The following is a 21405-nucleotide window of genomic DNA, read 5'->3' on the forward strand; positions in this document are numbered from 1 at the left end:
TGTTTTTTCTGGACGGCATCGATCTTCCCTATGGGCCGATCGGCGGCCCGCGCGGTAAGCCTCGCGCCATGACCACCGCGATCCTGCCCGACGCCGCCGCGACCAACTGGGTCGACCGCCACGCGCCCGAACGCCTGCGGCCGTGGCTGAAGCTGGGCCGCTTCGATCGGCCGGCGGGGATCTGGCTCCTGATGCTGCCGGGCTGGCAGGGGATCGCCCTGGCCGCCGCCGAGAAGGGCCGCTGGCCGAACCCGCTGCTGCTGCTGGCCGTGTTCGCCGGCGCGGCCCTGATGCGCGCGGCCGGCTGCGCCTTCAACGACATCGTCGACCGCGACTTCGACGCCCAGGTGGCTCGCACCGCCATGAGGCCGATCCCGGCGGGGCTGATCAGCGTGAAACAGGCCTGGCTGTTCCTGGTGGGCTGCAGCGTGGTGAGCCTGCTGATCCTGTTGACGTTAGGCTGGGTGGCGATCCTGCTGGGCGTGCTGTCGCTGGGTCTGGTCGCGGCCTACCCCTTCATGAAGCGGATTACCTGGTGGCCGCAGGCTTGGCTGGGCCTGACCTTCAACTGGGGCGCCCTGCTCGGCTACGCCGCGGCCACCCATCACCTGGCGTGGTCCGCCGCGCTGCTCTACGCCTCCGGGATCTTCTGGACCCTGGGCTATGACACGATCTACGCCATCCAGGACATCGAGGACGACGCCCTGGCCGGGATCAAGTCCTCGACCCGGCGGCTGGGCCAACATGTCCAGCTCGGCGTGGCCGGGTTCTATCTGACCAGCTTCGTCCTGGTGGTCGCCGCCGGCTGGGTCGGGAACATCGGGCCGCTGTTCCTGCCGCTGGCGGCGCTTTTCGCCCTGCACCTGTCGCGCCAGGCCGCCGCCGTCCGCGTCGACGACGGCGCCGGAGCGCTGAAGCTGTTCAAGTCCAACGCGGTGGCGGGGCTGATCGTCTTCGCGGGACTCGTGGCGGGGCTCTGGAAGCCCGGGGTGCGGTTCTAGAACGGCCCCTGGCGGTACACCCGGTCCATCACGCTGTTCAGCTCGCCCAGCCGCTGGTCGTAGCTGCGCGCCAGGCACGCCCGGTTGGCGCCGCAGGTCTGGCGCGCCTTCAGCCACGCGCGCTGCTGGTCCATGATCGCGTCGCGGCCGCCCATCGGCACGAGGTGGCGGGTGATGCCGTAGAGCTGGTCGACGCGGACGTCCTGGTCGTTGAGCTCGCGATGGGCGCAGATCGCCCGCTCGTCCGGCTTGCGGGCCTTGGCGCAGTCGAAACTGGCGGCGGCGGCCGGCAGGGCCCCCATCGAGACCATTTCGGCGAGGAGGGCGGCGAGGATCAGGCGGCGCATGGGCGGCTCCGGGTTGTGACGTCGGGTCAGGCTGTCAGCCCTAAGCTGAATGTGCGATGATCGTTCCATGGCCGTCGCCTCGCGCGTCAAACCCCAGGACCTGTTCACGCCCGAGGAATGGACGCGGCTTTCCGCGCGCTCGTCTTGGCGCGGGATCGCGATGGTCGCCCACGCCTGGGCGGTGATCCTCGCCGCCGGCGCGCTGTTCGTGGTCTTCCCCAATCCGCTGACCTATGTGCTGGCCGTGATGCTGATCGGCGCGCGGCAGCTGGGCCTGGCGATCCTGATGCACGAGGCCGCGCACGGGGGCCTGCACCCGAACCTGAAGATCAACGACTGGCTGGGCGAATGGCTGTGCGCCGCGCCGACGGGCGCGTCCCTGGCCAAGTATCGGCCCTATCACCTGACCCATCACAAATACGCCCAGCAGGCCGAGGACCCCGATCTCATCCTCTCGGCCCCGTTTCCGACCACCCGCGCTTCGCTGTGGCGCAAGGTGGTCCGCGACCTGACGGGCCAGACCTTCTTCAAGCAGCGGTTCGGCCCGCTGCTCGGCAAGATGAGGGGCGCGGGAGATCAGCCGAAGGGCGCGATCTTCGCCGGCGAGGTGGCGCGGCAGGGGCCGTTCCTGCTGTGGAACCTCGGCCTTTTAGTGGCCCTGTCGGCGATGGGGCTCTGGTGGGCTTGGCTCGCGCTATGGATCGTGCCGATGGCCACCTGGTTCCCGCTGGTCACCCGCCTGCGCAACATCGCCGAGCACGCCTTGGTCGCCAAGGACGAGCCCGATCCGTTCCGCCACGCCCGCACCACCCGGGCCAACCTGATCGAGCGCGCCCTGATCGCGCCCTACTATGTGAACTTCCACGCCGAGCATCACCTGTTCATGCACACCCCGTGCTGGAACCTGCCCCTGGCGCACAAGCTGCTGGAGAAGAAGGGCCTGACCGACGGCATGCTGACCGCGCCGGGCTATCTCGCCGTGCTGAAGGCCGCTTCGAGCAAACCGGTCGCCGCCTGAGCGCGCGCGTGCTCTAAACCTGTCCATGATCGTCCAGACCCTGGAAGGCCGCCGGGCCTTCATCCGCGACAACACGCGCCTGCAGGCGCCGCCGCACACGCCGGAACTGGCGCTGCATCTAGCCGACGAGATCACGCCGATCTGGAAGCTGACCGAAGAGGCGCTGGAGGAGATCGGCCTGCCGCCGCCGTTCTGGGCCTTCGCCTGGGCCGGCGGCCAGGCCCTGGCCCGCTACATCCTCGATCATCCCGAGACGGTGGCCGGCAAGCGGGTGATCGATTTCGCCACCGGCTCGGGCATCGTCGCCATCGCGGCGCTGAAGGCCGGCGCGGCGTCGGTGCTGGCCGCCGACATCGACGTCTTCTGCGAGGCGGCCGTCGGGCTGAACGCCGAGGCCAACGGGGTGTCGGTCGGCTTCACCGACCGGAACCTGCTGGACGCGCCGCCGCCGGACGCCGACGTGCTGCTGGCGGGCGACATCTGCTACGAGCGGCCCATGGCCGAGGCGGTGATGGCGTGGCTGGGCCAAGGCCGGGCGGCGGGCGCGTCGGTGTTCATCGGCGACCCGGGGCGCACCTACTTCCCCAAGGACGGCCTCGAGAAGCTGGCGGAATACCAAGTGCCGACGACGCGCGAACTCGAGGACTTCGCGGTCAAGCGCACCTGCGTCTGGACTCTTCCCTGACGCGGGACTAGAACAAAGACAGAACATTGGTTTTGGAGGACGCCATGCGCGAGGACGGCAAGATCGACTATATCGAATGGCCCGGCGGCGACCTGCCGGCCACCAAGGCCTTCTACTCGGCCGCGTTCGGCTGGCGTTTCACCGACTACGGTCCCGACTATGTCGCGTTCGAGGGCGAGGGCGCCGACGGCGGTTTCGCCAAGCCTCAGGACGGTTCGAGCGACCGGCCGCTGGTCATTCTCTACGCCCACGACCTGGAGGCCATGCTGGACAAGGTCGTCGCGGCGGGCGGGACGATCACCGCCCCGATCTTCGGCTTCCCCGGCGGCCGCCGGTTTCACTTCACCGACCCGTCGGGCAATGAGCTGGGTGTCTGGAGCGCGGCGGCGGGCGCCTAGCTATCGCGCTGGATCGCCGGAGGCGTCCATCCGCGCGTATTAAGACGAGGGGCGACGCAAGGCGCTGGCGCGCCGCCCCTCAGCCGTTGGATCAGAAGAAGCGTTCGCCGATCCGGATCGTATCGCCCGGGGCGACGGCGGTGGACGGCGTCAGCTCGCCCTTGGATTCGGTCGTCTCGCCGTTGTGCTTGATGTAGACGTTCTTCTTGTCGGCCCGATAGGTGAAGCCGCCGGCGGTGGCCACCGCGTTCAGCACCGTCAGGCCGGAGGTGTAGGGATAGGTCCCCGGCTTCTCGACCTCGCCCAGAATGTAGAAGGGCCGGAAGGTCAGGACCTCGGCGCTGACGCGCGGGTCCTTCAGGTAACCGTCCTTGAGGGCCTTCTGCACCGCGACCTGGAACTGGCCGACGGTCATGCCGCCAGCCTTGATCTCGCCGATCAGCGGCAGCGACATCAGTCCGCTGCCGGTGACGTAGAACTCACCCGACAGCGACTGTTCGCCGAAGACGGTGACCCGGACCTTGTCGCCCGGTCCGAGCAGATAATCCATCGACTGAGCGGCCGCGGAGACCGGCGTATCGCCGATGGCCGCTTGCCGCGCGTGCGCCACGCCGCCCAGGGCGCCGATCATGACGCCGGCGACGAGAGCCAGCATCGCCAGAGCGCGCGAGAGTTTCGAGACACCGATCATGACGGAGCTTCTCACCTTGAACTTTTCAGAGCTGGAGATTGCAATGCCACATGGCACGTGACCGCGAGATGAACAAGGCGAACTCTCAGGCCGCCCGCGCTTTACTGAACTGAATGATCTTCGGCTCGCCGCCATCAAGTCTTACGGCGGTGAGGACGCCGGTCGCATAGGCTCCGGTGTCGACATTAATCCGTTGGCGACCGACGAACACGGTCTCGACCGGCGTATGGCCATGCACCACCGTGGCCTGAAGGCCGTGCGGATTGTCGAGAAAGTCGTTGCGGATCCAAAGGAGATCCTTGGCGGTCTGCTGCTCGAGCGGCAGCCCGGGGCGGACCCCGGCGTGGACAAAGACATAATCGCCATAGGCGACCGCCAGCTCGAGCTTGCGGAGAAAGGCTTCGTGCGCCGGCGGAAACGCCGCCCGGAACGCCAGGCGCGCCTCTTCCCAGGCCTCGGGCTCGGCCCGCCCGACGGGCCGTTGCACGCCATAGGAGGCCAAGGTCTCGCCGCCCCCATACTCCACCCAGGACGGACCCGCCATCGGGTCGTCGAGGAAGTGCAGCAGCGTCTCCTCGTGATTGCCCATCAGGGCGCGAAACTCGAACCGGCCCTCGTCGGCCTGGCCTTTCAAGGCGATCAGCCGGTCGATCACCGCCGCCGACTGCGCGCCGCGATCGACATAGTCGCCCAGCATGACGAGGACAGGAGGGTCCTGCCGGCCCAGGGACTGGAAGTCTTCGGTCATGCGCGCGATCAGACCGTCCAGCAGGTCGAGCCTGCCATGAACATCCCCCACGGCGTAGACCACGCGGCCGTCCGTGGAGAGCGGACGACGCGCCTTCGGCTTGGGACGGAAAAGGGACTTGAACATCGCGCTCGCCTGAACGGCGCTCGCGGCGCCGGGACTACGGTTGTGGATTTTGCCTCAGCGCGCGCCTCGGTTCAACGGCGGTCGCGCGCGTTAACCTTCAATTTAGCAGAATTCTTCGCTCGCAATTTACTAAGTATTTTCGCGGTCTGTTGTAGTTAATCCATGAATTACCATGGACGAACACTTTGATTATACCATCTAAATTCAGCTCAAATTTGCCGCCATCATGAATATTGGCCCCGAGAACAGATCGGGGTCGGCATGTTCAAAGCACGTAACATTGTTGTCGGATTGATCAGCCTCGGCGCGCTGATGACGGCCGCGAGCGCCCAGGCGGGCGCGACGCCGTTCATGCCCCGAGGCGAGGGCGTGGGCGCGCCGATCGGTTTCGTCGATCTTTGCCGGCGCGACCTCGCCACCTGCGGCGTGCCCGCCAGCCAATTGGCCTTGCTGGGCGTGGAAGCGCCGACCGGCCTGGCGCCGACGGCGTCGCTGGGCGGCGTCGCCGGGCAGCGTCACTTCCTCGGCGCGGCGCCGTCGGCTTCGGTCGAGGACGAGGCGGAAGCCAAGCTGATCTCGGTCGAAACCGTGGAAGCCTTCGTGATGGCGCCGGTCGAGGACTTCGTTCCGGCGGGTCAAGCCCGCCCCGAGGCCCCGCGGGCGGCGACGCCGGACGCGCGGTTCGCCTGGGCCAACCGGGCCGAGCGCGACCAGCTGAAGCTGCTCAACCAGGTCAATCAATCCGTCAATCGCGAGGTCCGGAAGGCCTCCGACCTCGAGCTCTATGGCGTGGACGAATACTGGTCGCTGCCGCGCGTCATCAACGGCAAGAAGTACGGCGATTGCGAGGACTACGCGCTGGAGAAGCGTCGCCAGCTGATCGAAGCGGGCGTTCCCGAAAGCGCCCTGTCGTTGGCGGTGGCGGTCACCGCCCGGGGCGAAAGCCACGCCGTTCTGATGATCTCGCTGAAAAGCGGCGACTGGGTGTTGGACAACCTGACGCCCTGGGCCACGCCCTGGCAGGACCTGAACTATCACTGGGTGGAGCGCCAGGTGCCCGGCACGGCGCTGTGGACGACCGCCTAAGGTCTCGCGGCGCGCGACGACCTCGGCCCCGAGCCCCCTGGGTTCGGGGCCTTTTCGTTTTCGGCGAAGACAGGAGACGCCCGCGGGCGACCCCTCCGCGTCATCGGCGCGGGTCGCGTCCGAACGCGCGAAAGCCCTTTAGCCGTGGATCGCGCATCCAGGGCGAAAGGGCTCTAAAGGTCTTTGAAGCCGTGGAGCGCCACGCGGTCCGGATGGATCCATCCGAACCGGAGAGAGGCTAGAGAAGGTGGGAGATCGTCAGGCCCAGGGCGCACCACAGGCCCAGGGAGATCACCGCGCCCAGCCCCAAGCCCAGAAGCGGCGGCAGACGCCGGGCGCGGGCGGTGTCGAGGGCTTCGACACGAGCGAACGAGATTTCGGCGTCGAACATCGATCACCCTCCTGATGGGACCACCCTAGCGGCCGGCGGCTGAAGGTCCGATGAATCAACAGAGTCTACGGGCGTTAATCTCCGCGAGGGCGGCGACGGGCGGCGCTAATCGAGAATGAACCGCGCGCGCCGCGCCGGGGTCGGGACCACGCACTGGTCGCGCTTGCCAAACAGCCGGTAGCGGTTCCTGGCGACCGCGTCATAGGCCGCGTCCGCCAGCGGGCGGGGCAGCCGGCCGATCACGGCGAGCCAGCGCCAGGGCGCGGGCAGGCGACGCAGCAGGGCCGCGAAGCCGGCCGCGCGCGCCAGAGGCCGGCCCCGGTCGAAGAACAGGAAGCTGTCGGGCGCGTCGGGATCGAGGCCATGCGCGCGCGCCAGCGCCCGCCCATACGCCGACTGGATCGGGGTGAAACGGATGGCCGCCTTCCGATCCCAGGCCAGGATCGTCCGCACCGTTCCGTCGCAGAGATGGCAGACGCCGTCGAACAGCATCAGGCCGTCCGGCGCCAGGCGGTCCACGTCGCTCATCCGCCCTCGCACTCGCGGCGCAGCGCCTTCAGCGCGCTGGGAACGTCGCGGCGCATCATGCCGCTGATCATCCGCGACGGGACCGCGAACGGCGCCGTGGCCCAGAGATCATAGGTCACCCGGGTGCGCTGGCCGCCATCGAGGGGCTCCAGCTTCCAGGAGCCGTCGCAGGCGCGGATGTCGCCGCCGATGCAGGTGAAATGAATCTCGCGGTCGGGCGTCAGGGTGACGCGGGAGGTGGAGCGCAGGGTCGGCAGGAAGAAGGCCCACCGCACGGTGTGCTCGCGGATCTCGCTTCCGTCCGGGGCGCGCGACACCACCCGGCAGCTCTTGACCCCGGGGCTCATGCGCGCGGCGCGGTCGCAGTCCAGGATGACGCGGAAGACCACGGCCGGCGGCGCGGCGATGTCGATACTGGCGCGCACGACGCCGCGTCCGCGATCGTCGGCGTGCGCCGAGACATCCAGATCGCCGTCGCGCATCGCCCATTCCGACGCCGCGTGGGCGGGACCGGACAGGGCGAGAACGGCGAAGAGGGCGGTGAGCCGGCGCATGACGCCGACCCTAACGCGGCTGTTGTGGCTTAGATCAGGCGCCCGCGCGATTTTTGACGAGATCATCCACCACCGACGGATCGGCCAGGGTGGAGGTGTCCCCCAAGGCCCCCAGCTCGTTCTCGGCGATCTTGCGCAGAATGCGGCGCATGATCTTGCCCGAGCGGGTCTTGGGCAGGCCCGGCGCCCATTGCAGCACGTCCGGAGCCGCGAACGGGCCGATCTCGTGGCGGACCCACAGGATCAGGTCCTTGCGCAGTTGGTCCGTCGCCTCGACCCCGGCCTTCAGCGTGACATAGGCATAGACGCCCTGACCCTTGATGTCGTGCGGATAGCCGACGACGGCCGCTTCGGCCACGGCCTCGTGGGCGACGAGGGCGCTTTCGATCTCGGCCGTGCCCAGACGGTGGCCCGAGACGTTGATCACGTCGTCGACCCGCCCGGTGATCCAGTAGTAGCCATCCGCGTCGCGGCGGCAGCCGTCGCCGGTGAAGTACTTGCCGGGATAGGTCGAGAAATAGGTGTCGAAGAAGCGCTGGTGGTCGCCATAGACCGTGCGCATCTGGCCCGGCCAGCTGTCGGTCAGCACGAGATTGCCCTCGGTCGCGCCGTCCAGGACCTTGCCCTCGGCGTCGACCAGCTGCGGCTTGACGCCCGGCAGCGGCTTGCTGGCCGAGCCCGGCTTGAGAGCGGTGGCGCCCGGCAGCGGCGTGATCAGCATGCCGCCGGTCTCGGTCTGCCACCAGGTGTCGACGATCGGCAGGCGGCCCTTGCCGACCACGCGGTGGTACCAGAGCCAGGCCTCGGGATTGATCGGCTCGCCGACGCTGCCGAGGATGCGCAGGGACGACAGGTCGTTCTTGGTCACGTGGTCGTCGCCCTCCCGCATCAGGGCGCGCAGGGCGGTCGGGGCGGTGTAGAAGATCTCGACCTTGTGCTTGTCGATGACCTCCCAGAACCGGCTGGGGGTCGGATAGTTCGGCACGCCCTCGAAGATCAGGCTGGTCCCGCCATTGGCCAGCGGCCCGTAGACGACATAGGAGTGGCCGGTGACCCAGCCCACGTCGGCGGTGCACCAGAAGACCTCGCCGGGCCGATAGTCGAACACGGCCCAGAACGTCCAGGACGCCCAGGCCAGATAGCCGCCGGTGGTGTGCAGCACGCCCTTGGGCTTCCCGGTCGATCCGGAGGTGTAGAGGATGAACAGCGGGTCCTCGGCGTTCATCGGCTCGGGCGGGCAGTCTGCCGAAACGGTGTCGCGCACGTCCTGCCAGACGATGTCGCGGCCGGACTTCAGCGGCACGTCCGCGCCGGTCCAGCGGATCATCAGCACCTTGCCGACCCAGGGGCAGTGGCTCAGGGCCTCGTCCATATTGGCCTTCAGCGGCACGCGCCGACCGCCGCGACGGCCCTCGTCGGCGGTGATCACGAAGTGCGAGGCGCAGTCCTGGATGCGGCCGGCGATGCTCTCGGGCGAAAAGCCGCCGAACACCACCGAGTGCACCGCGCCGATGCGGGCGCAGGCCAGCATGGCCACCGCCGCCAGCGGCACCATCGGCAGATAGATCGTGACCCGATCGCCCTTCTGGACGCCCTGCGCCTTGAGCACATTGGCCATCCGGCAGACTTCTTCATGCAGCTGGCCGTAGGTCAGGCTGCTGGAGGTTCCCGGCTCGTCGCCCTCGAAGATCAGGGCGACGTCGTCCTGCTTGGCGGGCAGGTGACGATCGAGGCAGTTGGCCGAGACGTTGAGGACGCCATCCTCGTACCAGCGGATATGGAAGTCGTCCTTGGCGTAGGAGACGTCCTTGATCCTGGTCGGGGCCTTGATCCAGTCGAGGCGGGCGGCGACGTCGCGCCAGTAGCCTTCCGGATCGGCCTCGACCCGCGCCACGGCGGCGTCATAGGCGGCGGCGTCGATATGGGCGCCCCGCGCCAGATCCTCGGAAACCGGGAAAACCTGTCCTTCGCTCACGCCGCCGCTCCCTTTGTGTTGCTTGGCCGGAGTTACGCGCGCCGACGACAGCCGCGCAAGCGGACCATTACGCTTTCTTGCGTCCGCCCCACGCGCGGGCCAGATGAAGGGACTTGCGTAGGAGACTTCCATGCTGCTGGCCCTGTCCACCTGGCCCGAAATCAAAACCCGTCTGGAGACCAGCACGAGCGTGGTCGTGCCGATCGGCTCGAACGAGCAGCATGGGCCCACCGGCCTCCTGGGCACCGACTGGCTGTGCCCCGAGATCATCGCCCACGAGGCCAGCAAGCGGGCGGGCGACAGGATCCTGGTGGCGCCGACCTTCAATATCGGCATGGCCCAGCATCACCTGGCCTTTCCGGGCACCATCTTCCTGCGGCCCTCGACCTTCATCGCCGCGATCGGCGACTGGGTCCGTTCGCTGTCGGCGCACGGCTTCACGCGGATCTATTTCCTGAACGGCCATGGCGGCAATGTCGCCTCGATCGAGGCGGCGTTCTCGGAGATCTACGCCGACTACAGCTTCCGCCAGCAGCGGGCGCCGTTCGCTCTGAAGCTGAAGAACTGGTGGGACCTGGCCGGCGTCAACGCCCTGGCCAATCGGCAATTTCCGACCGGCCACGGCAGCCACGCCACCCCGTCCGAGATCGCGGTGACCCAGTGGGCCTATCCGGACGCGATCAAGACGGCGGCCTATTCGCCTCGGATCGCGCCCACCGGCCCGATCCGCGAGGCGCTCGACTTCCGCGCCCGCTACGCTGACGGCCGCATGGGCTCGGACCCAGCCCAGGCCACGCCCGAGAAGGGCGGTGAGCTGGTCGACCTGGCGGCGAACGCCCTGCTGGAAGACATCGCGGCGTTCGGGGCGGAGCGCGCGCCGGACTAGCCGACGGACAGAAACCTCGTCCTTCGACAAGCTCAGCATGAGGTTTCCACCGACCGGCCGTTGCAATAGCCCTCACCCCGAGCCTGTCGAAGGGCGAGGGCGGTCCCTCAAGCCTAGACCGCTGTCCGCGCGATGACCGGTTGGCCGTGCCGGGCGGCCATGATCTCGCCGATCACCGCCACGGCCACCTCGAACGGGGCCTTGCCGCCGAGATCGAGGCCGATCGGCGCGCGCAGCTTGGCCAGATCGCGGTCGGACAGCCCCGCCGCCTTCAGCCGCGCCAGACGCTCCGGCAGTCGGCGGCGCGCGCCGAGCAGGCCGACATAGGGCGCGGGCGACGGCAGGGCGGCCATCAGGGCCTGGTGATCGAGCTCCAGATCGTGACCGCAGACCGCTACGGCGGTCCAGGCGTCGAGGCCGATCGCGGCCAGAGCGGTCCGCGCGTCGTCACGGCGATAGGCCACGCCCGCCAGGGGCGGAGGCGTCGCCGGGCCCTTGGCGCGGATCAGCACCGCCTCGAAGCCCGCCTGCGCCCCCAGACTGGCGATCGCCAGCGCCGTCGGATCGCCGCCCAGCACGATCAGCCGAGGCAGGGGCTCATAGGCGCGCTCGAACGCGCCGGGCCAGACGGCTTCCGGCGTCTCGGCGCAGCGGCGGCGCAGGCCGTCCGTCACCCAGAAGGCCGGCTCGCGTCGGACGGTCAGGTCCAGCAGGGTCCGGACGGCCGGATCGTCCGGCGTTACCCGCTCGACCAGGATCTCGATCCGCGCGCCGCACAACAGGCGAATGTCCGGCCAGGGGCTGCCCTCGCCATAGACCAGCCGACGAGCCTCGCCCTCGGCCCTGCAAGCGCGAGCGTGCGCCACGACCTCCCCCTCGATGCAGCCGCCGGACAGAAAGCCCGAAACCAGTCCCTCGCCGAACACCATCTGCGCGCCGACCGAGCGCGGGCCGCCGCCGCCCAGGCCGATGATCGTCGCCAAGACGGCCGGGCCTCGGTCGAGCGCGAAGGCCAGGGCGGGGCGGGCGTCGTCGGCCAGGCCGTAAAGCGGCCAGGCGGCGGCGGTGTCGTCGTCGAAGCGGTCGAACGTCATCGCGACGACGTTAACGCCTCCGCAAGTTTCCAGAAACCGGATGTTCAAACCTTGGCGCGTACCGTCGCGGTCTGTTGGTGTCTTCGCAACGGATGGCGATGTCCATTTCGGTCTCGAAATTGGGTCTGGCGGCCGCTCAGTTCGGCCTGGACGGCGGAAGTTCTTCCGCGCCGCGCGGTCGCACGCCCGAGGCCGAGACGCGCGACATTCTCAATATCGCCGCGCGCGCCCGCCTGTCGGTGCTGGACGCCTCGGGCCTGTTCGGCCGCGCCGAGACGCTGCTGGGCGACCTCATCCCGCGCCCCGTGCCGTTCCGCCTCTGCCTGTCGACGGCCCGCGCCGATCGCGGTCCCGATTTCGTCGAGGCCGAGGCTCGCGCCGCCCTGCGCCGCATCGGCGTCGAGCGCGCCGATTCGATCATCGTCCACTCGCCTTCGGAACTGTTCGGCCCGCACGGCGCGGCCGTCTGGGACCGGTTGCATCGGCTGAAGGACCAGGGGCTGTTCGGCAAGGTCGGCGTCGCCGCCCACGCCACCGACGATCCGGTCGGGGTCGCTCGCCGCTTCAAGCCCGACGTCCTTCAGGCCCCCGCCAGCCTGCTCGACCAGCGCCTGCTGGCCGACGGCTCGCTGCAGCGCATCGCCGGCATGGGCGTCGAGGTGCATCTGCGCTCGATCTTCCTGAACGGTCTTCTGTTCCTGCCGCCCGACCGCGTTCCGGCGCAGCTGAAGGGCGCCTCGGGTCGCCTGTCGCGCGTGCGCCGGATGATCGCCGAGGGCCGCTCGGATCCGCTGCAGGCCGCCCTGGGCTTTGCCCTGTCGCGTCCGGAAGGCTCGGCCGTGTTGGTCGGCGTCAATTCGGCCGCCGAGCTGTCGGCCGTGGTCGCCGCGGCGTCCAGCCCGCCGCCGGACCTCGACTGGGACGAGATGGCGATCGACGATCCGGTCGCCCTCGACCCGCGACGTTGGGTCGCCTGATCCACGCTTAGAATCGACTGGCAAGTTGCGGACGGCTCGGTTGACCGACGCCGCGCCCCGTCGCGTCCGCGTCTTAAGCCTGCCTGTTAAGGCCTCGTAAGCTTCTGATTCACCGAGGTTTTATGACTTTGGTCTAGCTTGGTCCCAACGAAAAGGGAGCGCGTCATGATCCTCGCCGTCCTGCAGGCCCGCATGGGCTCGTCCCGCTTGCCGGGCAAGTCGATGGCCACGCTCCGCGGCGAGCCGATGATCGTGCGCCAGCTGGAGCGCGTGCGCGGCGCGCGCTGCCTGTCGAAGATCATCGTGGCGACTAGCAACGAGACCGTCGACGACGCCCTCGCCGGCTTTCTGGTCTCGCGCGGCCATACGGTGCATCGCGGGGCGGGCGCGGACCTCCTGGCCCGCATCGCCCGCTGCGCCGAGGCGATCAGCTCGGTCAGCCACGTGGTGCGGCTGAAGGGCGACGCCCCGTTCGTCGACGCCGGCGTCATAGACGACGCGATCCGCCTGGCCCTGGCCAGCGGCGCCGACTACACGTCCAACCGCGTCCGGCGCACCTTTCCGGCCGGTCTCGAGGTCGAGGTGATCAAGGCCCCGGCGCTGCGCGAGGCCGCCGCCGAGGAGCGCGATCCGCTGGCCCGCGTCTCGCCCACCGCCGCCATCCGCGATCAGCCGGAGCGCTGGAGCCAGGCCCACCTGACCGCGCCGCGCGACTGGTCGCGGCTGGACTGGCGGGTCAAGACCGCCGCCGACCTGGCCTTCGCCCGCTCGGTCTACGACGCCCTGCACCCGGTCGATCCGGACTTCCGGATGACCGACGTGCTCGACATGCTCGAGAACCGCGTGGACATCGCCCGCTTCGCGGCGTGATCCGGAAATAACCCGTTCTCCCCGGCGAATGCCGGGGCCCGGATGCAAGAACGCCCGCGTTCCGGAGAGGAGCGCGGGCGTCTTTTGCATAAACCTCAAGGCCTTACGATCCGGGTCCCGGCATTCGCCGGGAGGATCGGGTGTGGGGTTGGTCTAAGCTACTTCCAAGCCCCGTACGGGTCGACGGACGTCTTGCCCAGCGCCTGCGCCACGGCCGGGTGGGTCAGTTCGCCCTTCAGGACATTGAGGCCGCGCGCCAGGTGGACATTGTCCTTCAGGGCGTCGAGACCCTTGTCGGCCAGGGCCAGGCCGAACGGCAGGGTGGCGTTGCCGAGGGCTTCCGACGAGGTGCGCGGCGCCGCGCCGGGCATGTTGGCGACGCAGTAGTGGACGACGCCGTCGACCGTATAGGTCGGCTCGGCGTGGGTGGTCGGCCGGCTCGTTTCGAAGCAGCCGCCCTGGTCGATCGAGACGTCGACCAGCACCGAGCCGGGCTTCATCTGCTTCAGGTGCTCGCGGCGCACCAGCTTCGGCGCGGCGGCGCCGGCGGTCAGAACCGCGCCGATGATCACGTCGGCCTTCAGGATCTCTTCCTCGACGGCGGCGAAGGTCGAGTAGCGGGTCAGGATGCGGCCCTGATAGAGATCGTCGAGCTCGCGCATGCGCGGGATCGAACGCTCCAGCACCACGACCTCGGCGCCGAGGCCGGCGGCCATGCGGGCGGCGTTGCTGCCCACGACGCCGCCGCCCAGCACCGCCACGCGCGCCGGCGGCACGCCCGGCACGCCGCAGAGCAGGAGGCCCATGCCGCCATTGTGCTTGAGCAGGGTCTCGGCGGCCGAGAACACGGCGATCCGGCCTGCCACTTCCGACATCGGGGCCAGCAGCGGCAGGCCGCCGCGCGCGTCGGTCACGGTCTCATAGGCGATGGCCGCGCAGCCGCTGTTCAGCAGGCCCTCGGTCTGGGCGGGGTCAGGCGCCAGGTGCAGATAGGTGAAGAGGATGTGGCGCGGTTCGAGCTTCTCCCATTCGACCTTCTGCGGCTCCTTGACCTTCACGATCATGTCCGCGCCGGCGAAGACCGCCTCGGCGTCGGGAACGATGGTCGCGCCCGCCTTGACATAGACCTCGTCGGCATAGCCGGCGCCGAGGCCCGCGCCCGACTGGACGAGGACGGTGTGGCCGTGGCCGACATATTCCCGAACGGCCGTGGGGGTTAGACCGACCCGGTGTTCGCCCGGTTTGATCTCGGAAGGGACGCCGACGCGCATGATGCTTTCCTCCAAAGCGCTTTGAGACCGGTTTACGCCTCCGACCTCGCAGGTTCCCTGGCCATTTCGTGCGGCGCGAACTGTGATATGCAGGAATCCTGCGTGATAGGGGCAATCTGGTGAAGAAACCTCCCGTCAACCTTGACAGCTTCGACCGGAAGCTTCTCCACCTGCTGCAACGGCGGGGCCGCGCCAGCTATGTGGAAATGGGCGAGGCGGTGAATCTTTCCGAGTCCGCGTGCCTGCGCCGCGTGCGGGCGCTGGAGGAGGCGGGCGTCATCGGCCGCTACGCCGCCGTGATCGACGAACGGGCCGTGGGCCTGCCGCTCAGCGTCTTCGTCACCGTGACCCTGTCGTCCCAGGCCGAGAGCGCGCTCAGCGCCTTCGAGAAGGCCATCGCCAACGTCCGCGAGGTCGCCGAATGCTACCTGATGACCGGCGGCTCGGACTATCTCCTGCGGTTGGTGGTGCGCGACGTCGACGATCTGGAGCGCGTCCACGCCCAGGAGTTGACGCGGATCCCCGGCGTTGTGCGGGTCAGCTCCAGCATCGCCATGCGCACCGTGGTCAAGCGGGTGGAGCTGCCGCTCTGATCGTCGTTAACCTCGGTTAACTCAAATCAGCTACCGCTTTGTCCGACACGCAATCGCGTCGGGGGACGAGATGGTTTCGAGACGGATGCTCCTGGGAGCGCTCGCGGGCCTGGCCGCGCCGGCCTTGGCGTTCGCCGAGGGCGAGGGCCCGGCCAAGCCCAGCATCCTGACCAAGAAGGGCCGCCGCACGCGCGCGGCGTTGAAGCACCAGGCCGGCGACAAGGCCGCGCTCGACAAGGCCCTGGCCAGCGTCAAGCCGATGGAGGCCGAGGCGCCGCCTCCGCCGCCCGAAGGCCCGCCGCAGGCGGTCACCCCGGACGAGGCCCTGGGGCGGCTGAAGCAGGGCAACGCCATCTTCGCGCGCGGCGGCGCCAGCATCGCCCTGCCAAGCCTCGCGCGGATCGCCGATCTGTCGAAGGGACAGGCGCCGTTCGCCGTGATCGTCGGCTGCAGCGACAGCCGGGTGGGGCCCGAGCTGATCTTCGACTGCAATCTGGGCGAACTGTTCGTGGTCCGGGTGGCCGGCTCGACCGTCAGCCGCGAGGGCCTGGGCTCGATCGTCTACGCCGTGGAACATCTGGGCGCGCCGCTGATCGTCGTCCTGGGCCACGCCCAGTGCGGCGCGGTCGGCGCGGCGGTCGATGTCGCCACCAAGCACGCCGAGCTGCACGGCCCCCTGCACGAGATGATCCTGCCGATCCTACCGGCGGTGATCGAGGCCGAGGACCAGCATCCGTCCGATCTGCTCGACGCCGCCGTTCGTCAGAACGTGCGCGACGTGGCGCGACGCCTGAAGACCGCCGACGGCGTTCTGGCCGAGAAGCTGAGCCAACGCCGGCTGAAGATCGTCTCGGCCTATTACGACCTGACGACCGGGGTGGTGGCGTTCGAAGCCTAGTCCCGCGAGGCGGGCTTCGTTCGCCGGATCAAGGCCGTAACGCTGTCATCTCACCGTCGTTGACCCCTGCCTCGGGTTGAGCTCAAGTTCGATCGAACGGCGCGAGATCGGGGAGAGGCAACGGATGTCGACGGACGAGACGCCGCCGGAAGGCGGGCGCGATCTCCGGGCCGCCTTGAAGGCGCGCTGGGATACGGCCCGGACCTGGGTCTCGGCGCGTTGGCCCGAAGCCCTGAAGGGTCCGGCGGCCGTGGCGCTCGGCGCGGCTCTGGTCGTCGGCTTCGGCGGCGGCTTCGCGGTGGGCAAGGGCGGCCTGTTCTCGGGCGGGGCCAAGCCCGCCGGCGTCGAGTCCGTCAAGGGCGAGGCCTGGTCGCTGTTCGGCAAGCCCCGCTCGGCCAACGCCCCGCGTCGCGGGATTCCCAAGCCCGAGGGTTTCGCGGTCTGGCAGACCCGCGTCGACTCCAGCGGTCCCGATCCGCTGGCCTGCGTGCGCATGAGCCGCGAGCTCGACCCATCCAAGTCCTATGCCGATTTCGTGCTGATCTCGCCCGATCTCGGCCGCCAGCCCTCGGTCCGCGTCAAGGGCGACGAGCTTTGCCTCGGCGGAATCGGCTTCACCGACCACCGCGTCACCCTTTTGAAGGGCCTTCCCGCCAAGGGCGGCGAGACCCTGTCGGCCAATGCCGATGTCGACTTCACCTTCGGCGAGAAGCCGCCCTATGTCGGCTTCGCCGGCGACGGCGTGATCCTGCCGCGCGACGAGTCCGACGGGGTCGGCATCGAGACGATCAACGTCCAGACCCTGGCGATCGAGGTCTGGCGCGTGCCGGATCGCAATCTTGTCCGCAAGTCGATCAGCGCCCCCGAACCCACGGGCGAAGGCGACTGGTCCGGCGAATATGGCGACGACGCGGTCGGCGACGACGGCCGCCAGGTCTGGAAGGGCCAGATCCAGGTCGCCGGCGGGGCGACGGGCCAGAAGGCGACCACCGTCTTCCCCCTGGGCGCTGTGCTGAAGGAGATGAAGCCCGGCGCCTATGTGCTGAAGGCCCGCGACGCCTCGGGCGGCCGCGACCCCAAGAACGGCGACGACAATCCGGCCCAGGCGCGCCGCTGGATCGTGTTCACCGACATGGCCATGCTGGCCTATGACGGCTCCGAAAGCCTCGATGTGGTCGTCCGCTCGCTGAAGAGCGCCAAGACCATGTCGGGCGTGCGCGTGGCCCTGGTCGCCGCCGACGGCGAGTCCCTGGCCGAGGCCCAGAGCGACGCCGACGGCCGGGTGCGGTTCCTGCGCCCGCTGCTGAAGGGCGAGGGCGCCTCGCGCGCCAAGATGGTGATGGCCTATGGCGCCCAGGGCGACCTGGCGGTGCTGGATCTGGACCGTTCGCCGGTCGACCTGTCCAAGCAGGGCGTCGGCGGCCGCACCGAGGGCGGCGTCGACGGCCGTACGGTGTCGGCCGACATCGACGGCTATCTCTACGCCGATCGCGGCATCTATCGGCCGGGCGAGACCGTCCACCTGACCGCCATGGTCCGCGACCGCATGGCCAAGGCCGTGTCCGACCGCAAGGGCGAGATCATCGTCAAGCGGCCGTCGGGCGTCGAGTTCAAGCGATACCCGTTCGGCCAGGCCAATGCCGGCGCGGTGCTGGCCGACATCGCCTTGCCGCGGTCGGCCCCGCGCGGCCGCTGGACGGCCGAGCTGCATATCGAGGGCATCGAGGCCGCGACCGGCGAACTGTCGTTCTCGGTCGAGGACTTCGCGCCGCAGCGCCTGGCGGTCACCGCCACGGGCCAGGAAACGGTCGCCGTCGGCGCGGGCGAGACCCGCAAGGTCGACGTCTCGGCCCGCTTCCTCTACGGCGCGCCGGGCGCGGGCCTGCAGACCCAGGGCGAGGCGCGCCTGCGCGCCGACACCGACCCGTTCCCGGCCTATCAGGGCTACGAATGGGGCGACCAGTCCAAGCCCTTCGACGAGAAGTTCCTGGATCTGGGCTCCACCGTCACCGACGGCGAGGGCCATGCGATCCTGTCGGTCGGGACCGGCGACGCGGGCGACACCGCCCAACCCTTGGTGGCGGCCGTCACCGCCTCGGTGTTCGAGCCGGGCGGCCGCCCGGTCCGCGAGGGCCTGTCGCTGAAGGTGCGTCCGAAGGCGCTCTATTTCGGCGTCAAGGTCGATCAGGGCGAGGCCGCCAAGGGCGATCCGCCCGTCACGCTCAACCTCGTCGCCGTCAACGCCGCCGGCAAGCGGGTCGGCGCGACCGCCACCTACACCCTGGTCGCCGAGCGGTGGGACTATGACTGGTTCCAGCAGAACGGCCGCTGGCAGTGGCGGCGCAGCAGCCGCGACGCGATCGTCGCCAAGGCGCAGGTCAATATCGGCGCCGGCGACCCGGCGCGGATCACCCGCCGGCTCGGCTGGGGCGACTATCGCCTCGAGGTCGAGGGTCCGGACGGCGCGCGGACCGTGACCCGCTTCTCGGCGGGCTGGGGCGCCCCGGCGCGCGAGGGCGAGGCGCCCGACGTGGTGCGCGTCACCGCCGGGACCAAGAGCTACGCCCAGGGCGACACGGTCGAGATCACCTTGAAGCCGCCCTATGCCGGCGAGGCCCAGGTGGCGGTGGCCACCGATCGCCTGATCGACCTGAAGACCGTCAGCGTCGGCGAGAACGGGACCACGGTCCGCCTGAAGACCTCGGCCGCCTGGGGCGGCGGGGCCTATGTGATGGTCAGCGTCATCCAGCCGCGCGACCCGGTCGCCTCGCCGAAACCTCGGCGGGCGCTGGGCCTCGTCTATGTCCCCCTCGACCCGAAAGGCCGCAAGCTGACGGTCGATCTCGGGACCCCGGCCAAGATCGACAGCAAGGCGCCGGTCGAGATCCCCGTGAAGGTCTCGGGCCTCGGCTTTGGCCAGAAGGCCAAGGTGACCATCGCGGCGGTCGACGAGGGCATCCTGCGCCTGACCCACCAGGAGAGCCCCGACCCGGTGAAGTGGTACTTCGGCAAGCGGGCCCTGACCCTGAACTATCGCGACGACTACGGCCGTCTGCTCGACCCGAACCTCGGCGCGCCCGCTAACGTCAATTTCGGCGGCGACGAGGTCGGCGGCGAAGGCCTGACCGTCACGCCGATCAAGACCGTGGCCCTGTGGTCCGGCGTGGTCGAAACCGGGCTCGACGGCAAGGCGGTGGTCAAGCTGCCGGCCGCCGACTTCAACGGCGAGCTGCGCATCCAGGCCGTGGCCTGGACCGACAACGCCGTGGGCTCGGCCTCCAAGCCGCTGACCGTGCGCCAGCCGGTGGTCGCCGACCTCAACCTGCCGCGCTTCCTGGCGCCGGGGGACCAGGCCTACGCCACGCTGGAGCTGCACAATGTCGAGGGCAAGCCCGGCGCCTATACGGCCGAGGCCTTCTCGACGAATGGGCTGAAGGTCGCGTTCAAGAAGGTGTTCCAGCTGATCCTGGGCCAGCGCATCGCCGAGAAGATTCCCTTCCTGGCGCCGGACGTCACCGGGATCGGCAAGATCGGCTTCAAGGTCGCGGGGCCGGGCTTCCAGACCGCCAAGGACTATCCGATCCAGACGCGGCTGGGCTGGGGCGACGTGGTGCGGACCACCACGGAGATCCAGAAGCCGGGCGAGACCTACACCCCGCCTTACAGCCTGCTTTCGGGCTTGGCGGCCGGCGACGTGACCCTGCAGGTCAGTTACTCGCCGATCCGGGGCTTCGACCCCTCGGCGATCGCGGTGGCCTTGCAGCGCTATCCCTATGGCTGCACCGAGCAGCTGGTCTCGACGGCCTATCCGCTGCTCTACGCCCAGACCTTCTCGACCGATCCAAAGCTGAAGCGGACGCCGGCCGCCTTGGCCGGGGCCGTCGGCAAGCTGCTGGACCGCCAGACGCTGGACGGCGCCTTCGGCCTCTGGCGGGTCGGCGACGGCGAGGCCGATCCGTGGCTCGGCGCCTATGTCGTCGACTTCCTGCTGGAAGCCCGCGCCCAAGGGGTGGCGGTGCCCGACAGCGCGATCGACAAGGCGGTCTCGGCCATGCGCCAGGTCAGCCGACCCGAGGGCTTCGCCTCGGTCGCCTACCGCATGGAATATCCGGGCTGGTGGGCCAGCAACGAGGACGCCTCCAAGAAGGCCACCGAGCGGATGCGCCGCCGGGCCAGCGCCTATGCCCTCTATGTGATGGCCAAAGCGGGCAAGGGCGACCTGGCCCGCCTGCGCTGGTGGCACGACGTGCAGATGAAGGACGAGGCCCAGCCGGTGGCCAAGGCCTATGTCGCCGCCGGTCTCGCCCGGATGGGCGACAACGCCCGCGCCCGCTCGGCCATGCGCCAGGCGGTGGCCAGCCTCGGCTACAAGGACGAGCTGGACTGGTATCAGTCGACGCTGCGCGACACGGCCGTCCTGACCGCCCTGGCCGCCGAGTCGGGCATGATGGACGTAGCCCGCCAGCTGCAAGGCCGGCTCGAGAACGTCAGCAAGGACCCCGACGCCCTGAACACCCAGGAGCAGGCGGCGCTGCTGCACGCGGCCAACGCCCTGATCCAGGCCTCTGGCCCGATCGCGATCAACGCCGTTGGCGCCAGCCCGCTGCCGCCGGCCGGCGGCGCGCCGCGCTGGGCGGTGGGCAAGCTGGCCGACGCCCGCTTCGTGAACAATGGCAAGGGAACGATTTGGCGGACGGTCAGCGTGCGCGGCACGCCGACCTCGGCCCCGCCGGCCAGCGCCAGCGGTCTCACCGTCGGCAAGCGTCTGTTCTCGATGAGCGGCGCGGCGATCGACCCGGCCGCCATCCGCCAGGGCGACCGGGTGATCGTGCTGGTCTCCGGGCGCTCGCTGCAGGCCCGCTCGACCGCCCTGGTGGTCGACGACGCCCTGCCGGCCGGCTTCGAGATCGAGACGACGCTGAGCGCCGACGACGCCCAGAACGGACCGTTCAAGTTCCTGGGCCAGCTGACCGCGGCCAGCATCCAGGAAAGCCGCGACGACCGCTTCATCGCCGCCATGAGCCTGGAAGGCGGCAAGCCCTTCGCGCTGGCCTATGTGGCGCGGGCGGTGACCCCCGGCGGGTTCTTCCTGCCCGGCGCGGTGGCCAGGGACATGTACCGTCCGGCGGTGGTGGCGCGCTCGGCGGCGTCCCGCGCGACGATCGCGCCGGGACCGTGAGGCTCTGGGTTGCTCCCTTCCCCCTCGATGGGGGAAGGGCGGGGGCGGGCGTGGCGGCGCGTCAGGCCAGGGCGCGTCGTTGATGCCGT

General features: G+C 69.6%; 19 protein-coding genes and 1 pseudogene. 11 read left to right on the forward strand and 9 right to left on the reverse strand.

Going from position 1 to position 21405, the window contains the following annotated elements:
- The first annotated feature begins 68 nt into the window (after positions 1–68).
- Positions 69–1001, forward strand: a complete 933-nt coding sequence (gene ubiA / locus Q0V34_RS02560) for a 4-hydroxybenzoate octaprenyltransferase (protein WP_297507730.1) — start codon at positions 69–71, stop codon at positions 999–1001.
- Here ubiA and Q0V34_RS02565 read toward each other — a convergent pair.
- Positions 998–1348: a lysozyme inhibitor LprI family protein gene (locus Q0V34_RS02565; RefSeq protein WP_297507232.1), complete on the reverse strand. Its 351-nt coding sequence runs from the start codon at positions 1346–1348 to the stop codon at positions 998–1000. The two genes, ubiA and Q0V34_RS02565, sit on opposite strands and share 4 nt — an antisense overlap.
- A 67-nt stretch (positions 1349–1415) precedes the next feature.
- On the opposite strand from Q0V34_RS02565, the gene Q0V34_RS02570 reads away from it, so the two are divergent.
- The 3 genes from Q0V34_RS02570 to Q0V34_RS02580 are packed head-to-tail and all read left to right on the forward strand — an operon-like array spanning position 1416 to position 3449.
- The gene (locus Q0V34_RS02570; protein ID WP_297507235.1) at positions 1416–2366 is read left to right on the forward strand and encodes a fatty acid desaturase family protein; all 951 of its coding nucleotides are present in this window, start codon (positions 1416–1418) and stop codon (positions 2364–2366) included.
- A gap of 25 nt (positions 2367–2391) precedes the next feature.
- Positions 2392–3051: a methyltransferase gene (locus tag Q0V34_RS02575; RefSeq protein ID WP_297507238.1), complete on the forward strand. Its 660-nt coding sequence runs from the start codon at positions 2392–2394 to the stop codon at positions 3049–3051.
- Positions 3052–3095: 44 nt separating this feature from the next.
- Entirely contained in the window at positions 3096–3449 is a 354-nt protein-coding gene (locus Q0V34_RS02580) for a VOC family protein (RefSeq protein WP_297507241.1), read from the forward strand.
- Positions 3450–3540: 91 nt separating this feature from the next.
- On the opposite strand, the gene Q0V34_RS02585 is transcribed toward Q0V34_RS02580, so the two are convergent.
- Complete coding sequence (locus tag Q0V34_RS02585; protein WP_297507244.1) at positions 3541–4140, reverse strand: polysaccharide biosynthesis/export family protein; 600 nt, start codon at positions 4138–4140, stop codon at positions 3541–3543.
- 85 nt (positions 4141–4225) lie between these two features.
- Positions 4226–5014, reverse strand: a complete 789-nt coding sequence (locus Q0V34_RS02590; protein ID WP_297507247.1) for a metallophosphoesterase family protein — start codon at positions 5012–5014, stop codon at positions 4226–4228.
- A 312-nt stretch (positions 5015–5326) separates the two neighbouring features.
- Here Q0V34_RS02590 and Q0V34_RS02595 point away from each other — a divergent pair, with 312 nt between their 5' ends.
- Positions 5327–6100 carry a transglutaminase-like cysteine peptidase gene (locus Q0V34_RS02595; RefSeq protein WP_297507250.1) on the forward strand — a complete coding sequence of 258 codons (774 nt, stop codon included), beginning with the start codon at positions 5327–5329 and terminating at the stop codon, positions 6098–6100.
- A 238-nt stretch (positions 6101–6338) separates the two neighbouring features.
- On the opposite strand, the gene Q0V34_RS02600 is transcribed toward Q0V34_RS02595, so the two are convergent.
- From Q0V34_RS02600 to acs, 4 genes are all read right to left on the reverse strand, one after another.
- Positions 6339–6491, reverse strand: a complete 153-nt coding sequence (locus Q0V34_RS02600) for a hypothetical protein (protein WP_297507252.1) — start codon at positions 6489–6491, stop codon at positions 6339–6341.
- A 105-nt stretch (positions 6492–6596) separates the two neighbouring features.
- Positions 6597–7019, reverse strand: a complete 423-nt coding sequence (locus Q0V34_RS02605; protein WP_297507255.1) for a thiol-disulfide oxidoreductase DCC family protein — start codon at positions 7017–7019, stop codon at positions 6597–6599.
- Entirely contained in the window at positions 7016–7573 is a 558-nt protein-coding gene (locus Q0V34_RS02610) for an SRPBCC family protein (RefSeq protein ID WP_297507258.1), read from the reverse strand. Before Q0V34_RS02610 ends, Q0V34_RS02605 begins: the two co-directional genes overlap by 4 nt.
- Before the next feature lie 34 nt (positions 7574–7607).
- Positions 7608–9548, reverse strand: coding sequence for an acetate--CoA ligase (acs, locus tag Q0V34_RS02615; RefSeq protein WP_297507261.1), 1941 nt, complete (start codon positions 9546–9548; stop codon positions 7608–7610).
- Positions 9549–9678: 130 nt separating this feature from the next.
- On the opposite strand from acs, the gene Q0V34_RS02620 reads away from it, so the two are divergent.
- Positions 9679–10434, forward strand: coding sequence for a creatininase family protein (locus Q0V34_RS02620; RefSeq protein ID WP_297507263.1), 756 nt, complete (start codon positions 9679–9681; stop codon positions 10432–10434).
- 113 nt (positions 10435–10547) lie between these two features.
- On the opposite strand, the pseudogene Q0V34_RS02625 reads toward Q0V34_RS02620, so the two are convergent.
- Positions 10548–11634, reverse strand: a pseudogene (locus Q0V34_RS02625) (XdhC family protein).
- On the opposite strand from Q0V34_RS02625, the gene Q0V34_RS02630 reads away from it, so the two are divergent.
- Together Q0V34_RS02630 and Q0V34_RS02635 are read left to right on the forward strand one after the other, a co-directional pair.
- Positions 11627–12505, forward strand: coding sequence for a bifunctional regulator KidO (locus Q0V34_RS02630; RefSeq protein ID WP_297507266.1), 879 nt, complete (start codon positions 11627–11629; stop codon positions 12503–12505). The pseudogene Q0V34_RS02625 and the gene Q0V34_RS02630 sit on opposite strands and share 8 nt — an antisense overlap.
- Positions 12506–12670: 165 nt before the next feature.
- A complete protein-coding gene (locus Q0V34_RS02635; RefSeq protein ID WP_297507268.1) occupies positions 12671–13375 on the forward strand; it encodes an NTP transferase domain-containing protein in 705 nt (234 codons plus the stop codon).
- A gap of 158 nt (positions 13376–13533) precedes the next feature.
- Here the strand turns inward: Q0V34_RS02635 and ald are convergent, their stop codons facing one another.
- Complete coding sequence (ald, locus tag Q0V34_RS02640) at positions 13534–14646, reverse strand: alanine dehydrogenase (RefSeq protein ID WP_297507271.1); 1113 nt, start codon at positions 14644–14646, stop codon at positions 13534–13536.
- Positions 14647–14765: 119 nt separating this feature from the next.
- On the opposite strand from ald, the gene Q0V34_RS02645 reads away from it, so the two are divergent.
- From Q0V34_RS02645 to Q0V34_RS02655, 3 genes are all read left to right on the forward strand, one after another.
- Entirely contained in the window at positions 14766–15239 is a 474-nt protein-coding gene (locus tag Q0V34_RS02645; RefSeq protein ID WP_297507273.1) for an Lrp/AsnC family transcriptional regulator, read from the forward strand.
- A gap of 70 nt (positions 15240–15309) precedes the next feature.
- Positions 15310–16137, forward strand: coding sequence for a carbonic anhydrase (locus Q0V34_RS02650; RefSeq protein ID WP_297507275.1), 828 nt, complete (start codon positions 15310–15312; stop codon positions 16135–16137).
- 124 nt (positions 16138–16261) lie between these two features.
- Positions 16262–21316, forward strand: coding sequence for an alpha-2-macroglobulin (locus tag Q0V34_RS02655; protein WP_297507278.1), 5055 nt, complete (start codon positions 16262–16264; stop codon positions 21314–21316).
- Positions 21317–21405: the final 89 nt, after the last annotated feature.

The organism is uncultured Caulobacter sp. (assembly GCF_947036865.1).
In the GTDB taxonomy this organism is placed as follows: Bacteria; Pseudomonadota; Alphaproteobacteria; order Caulobacterales; family Caulobacteraceae; genus Caulobacter.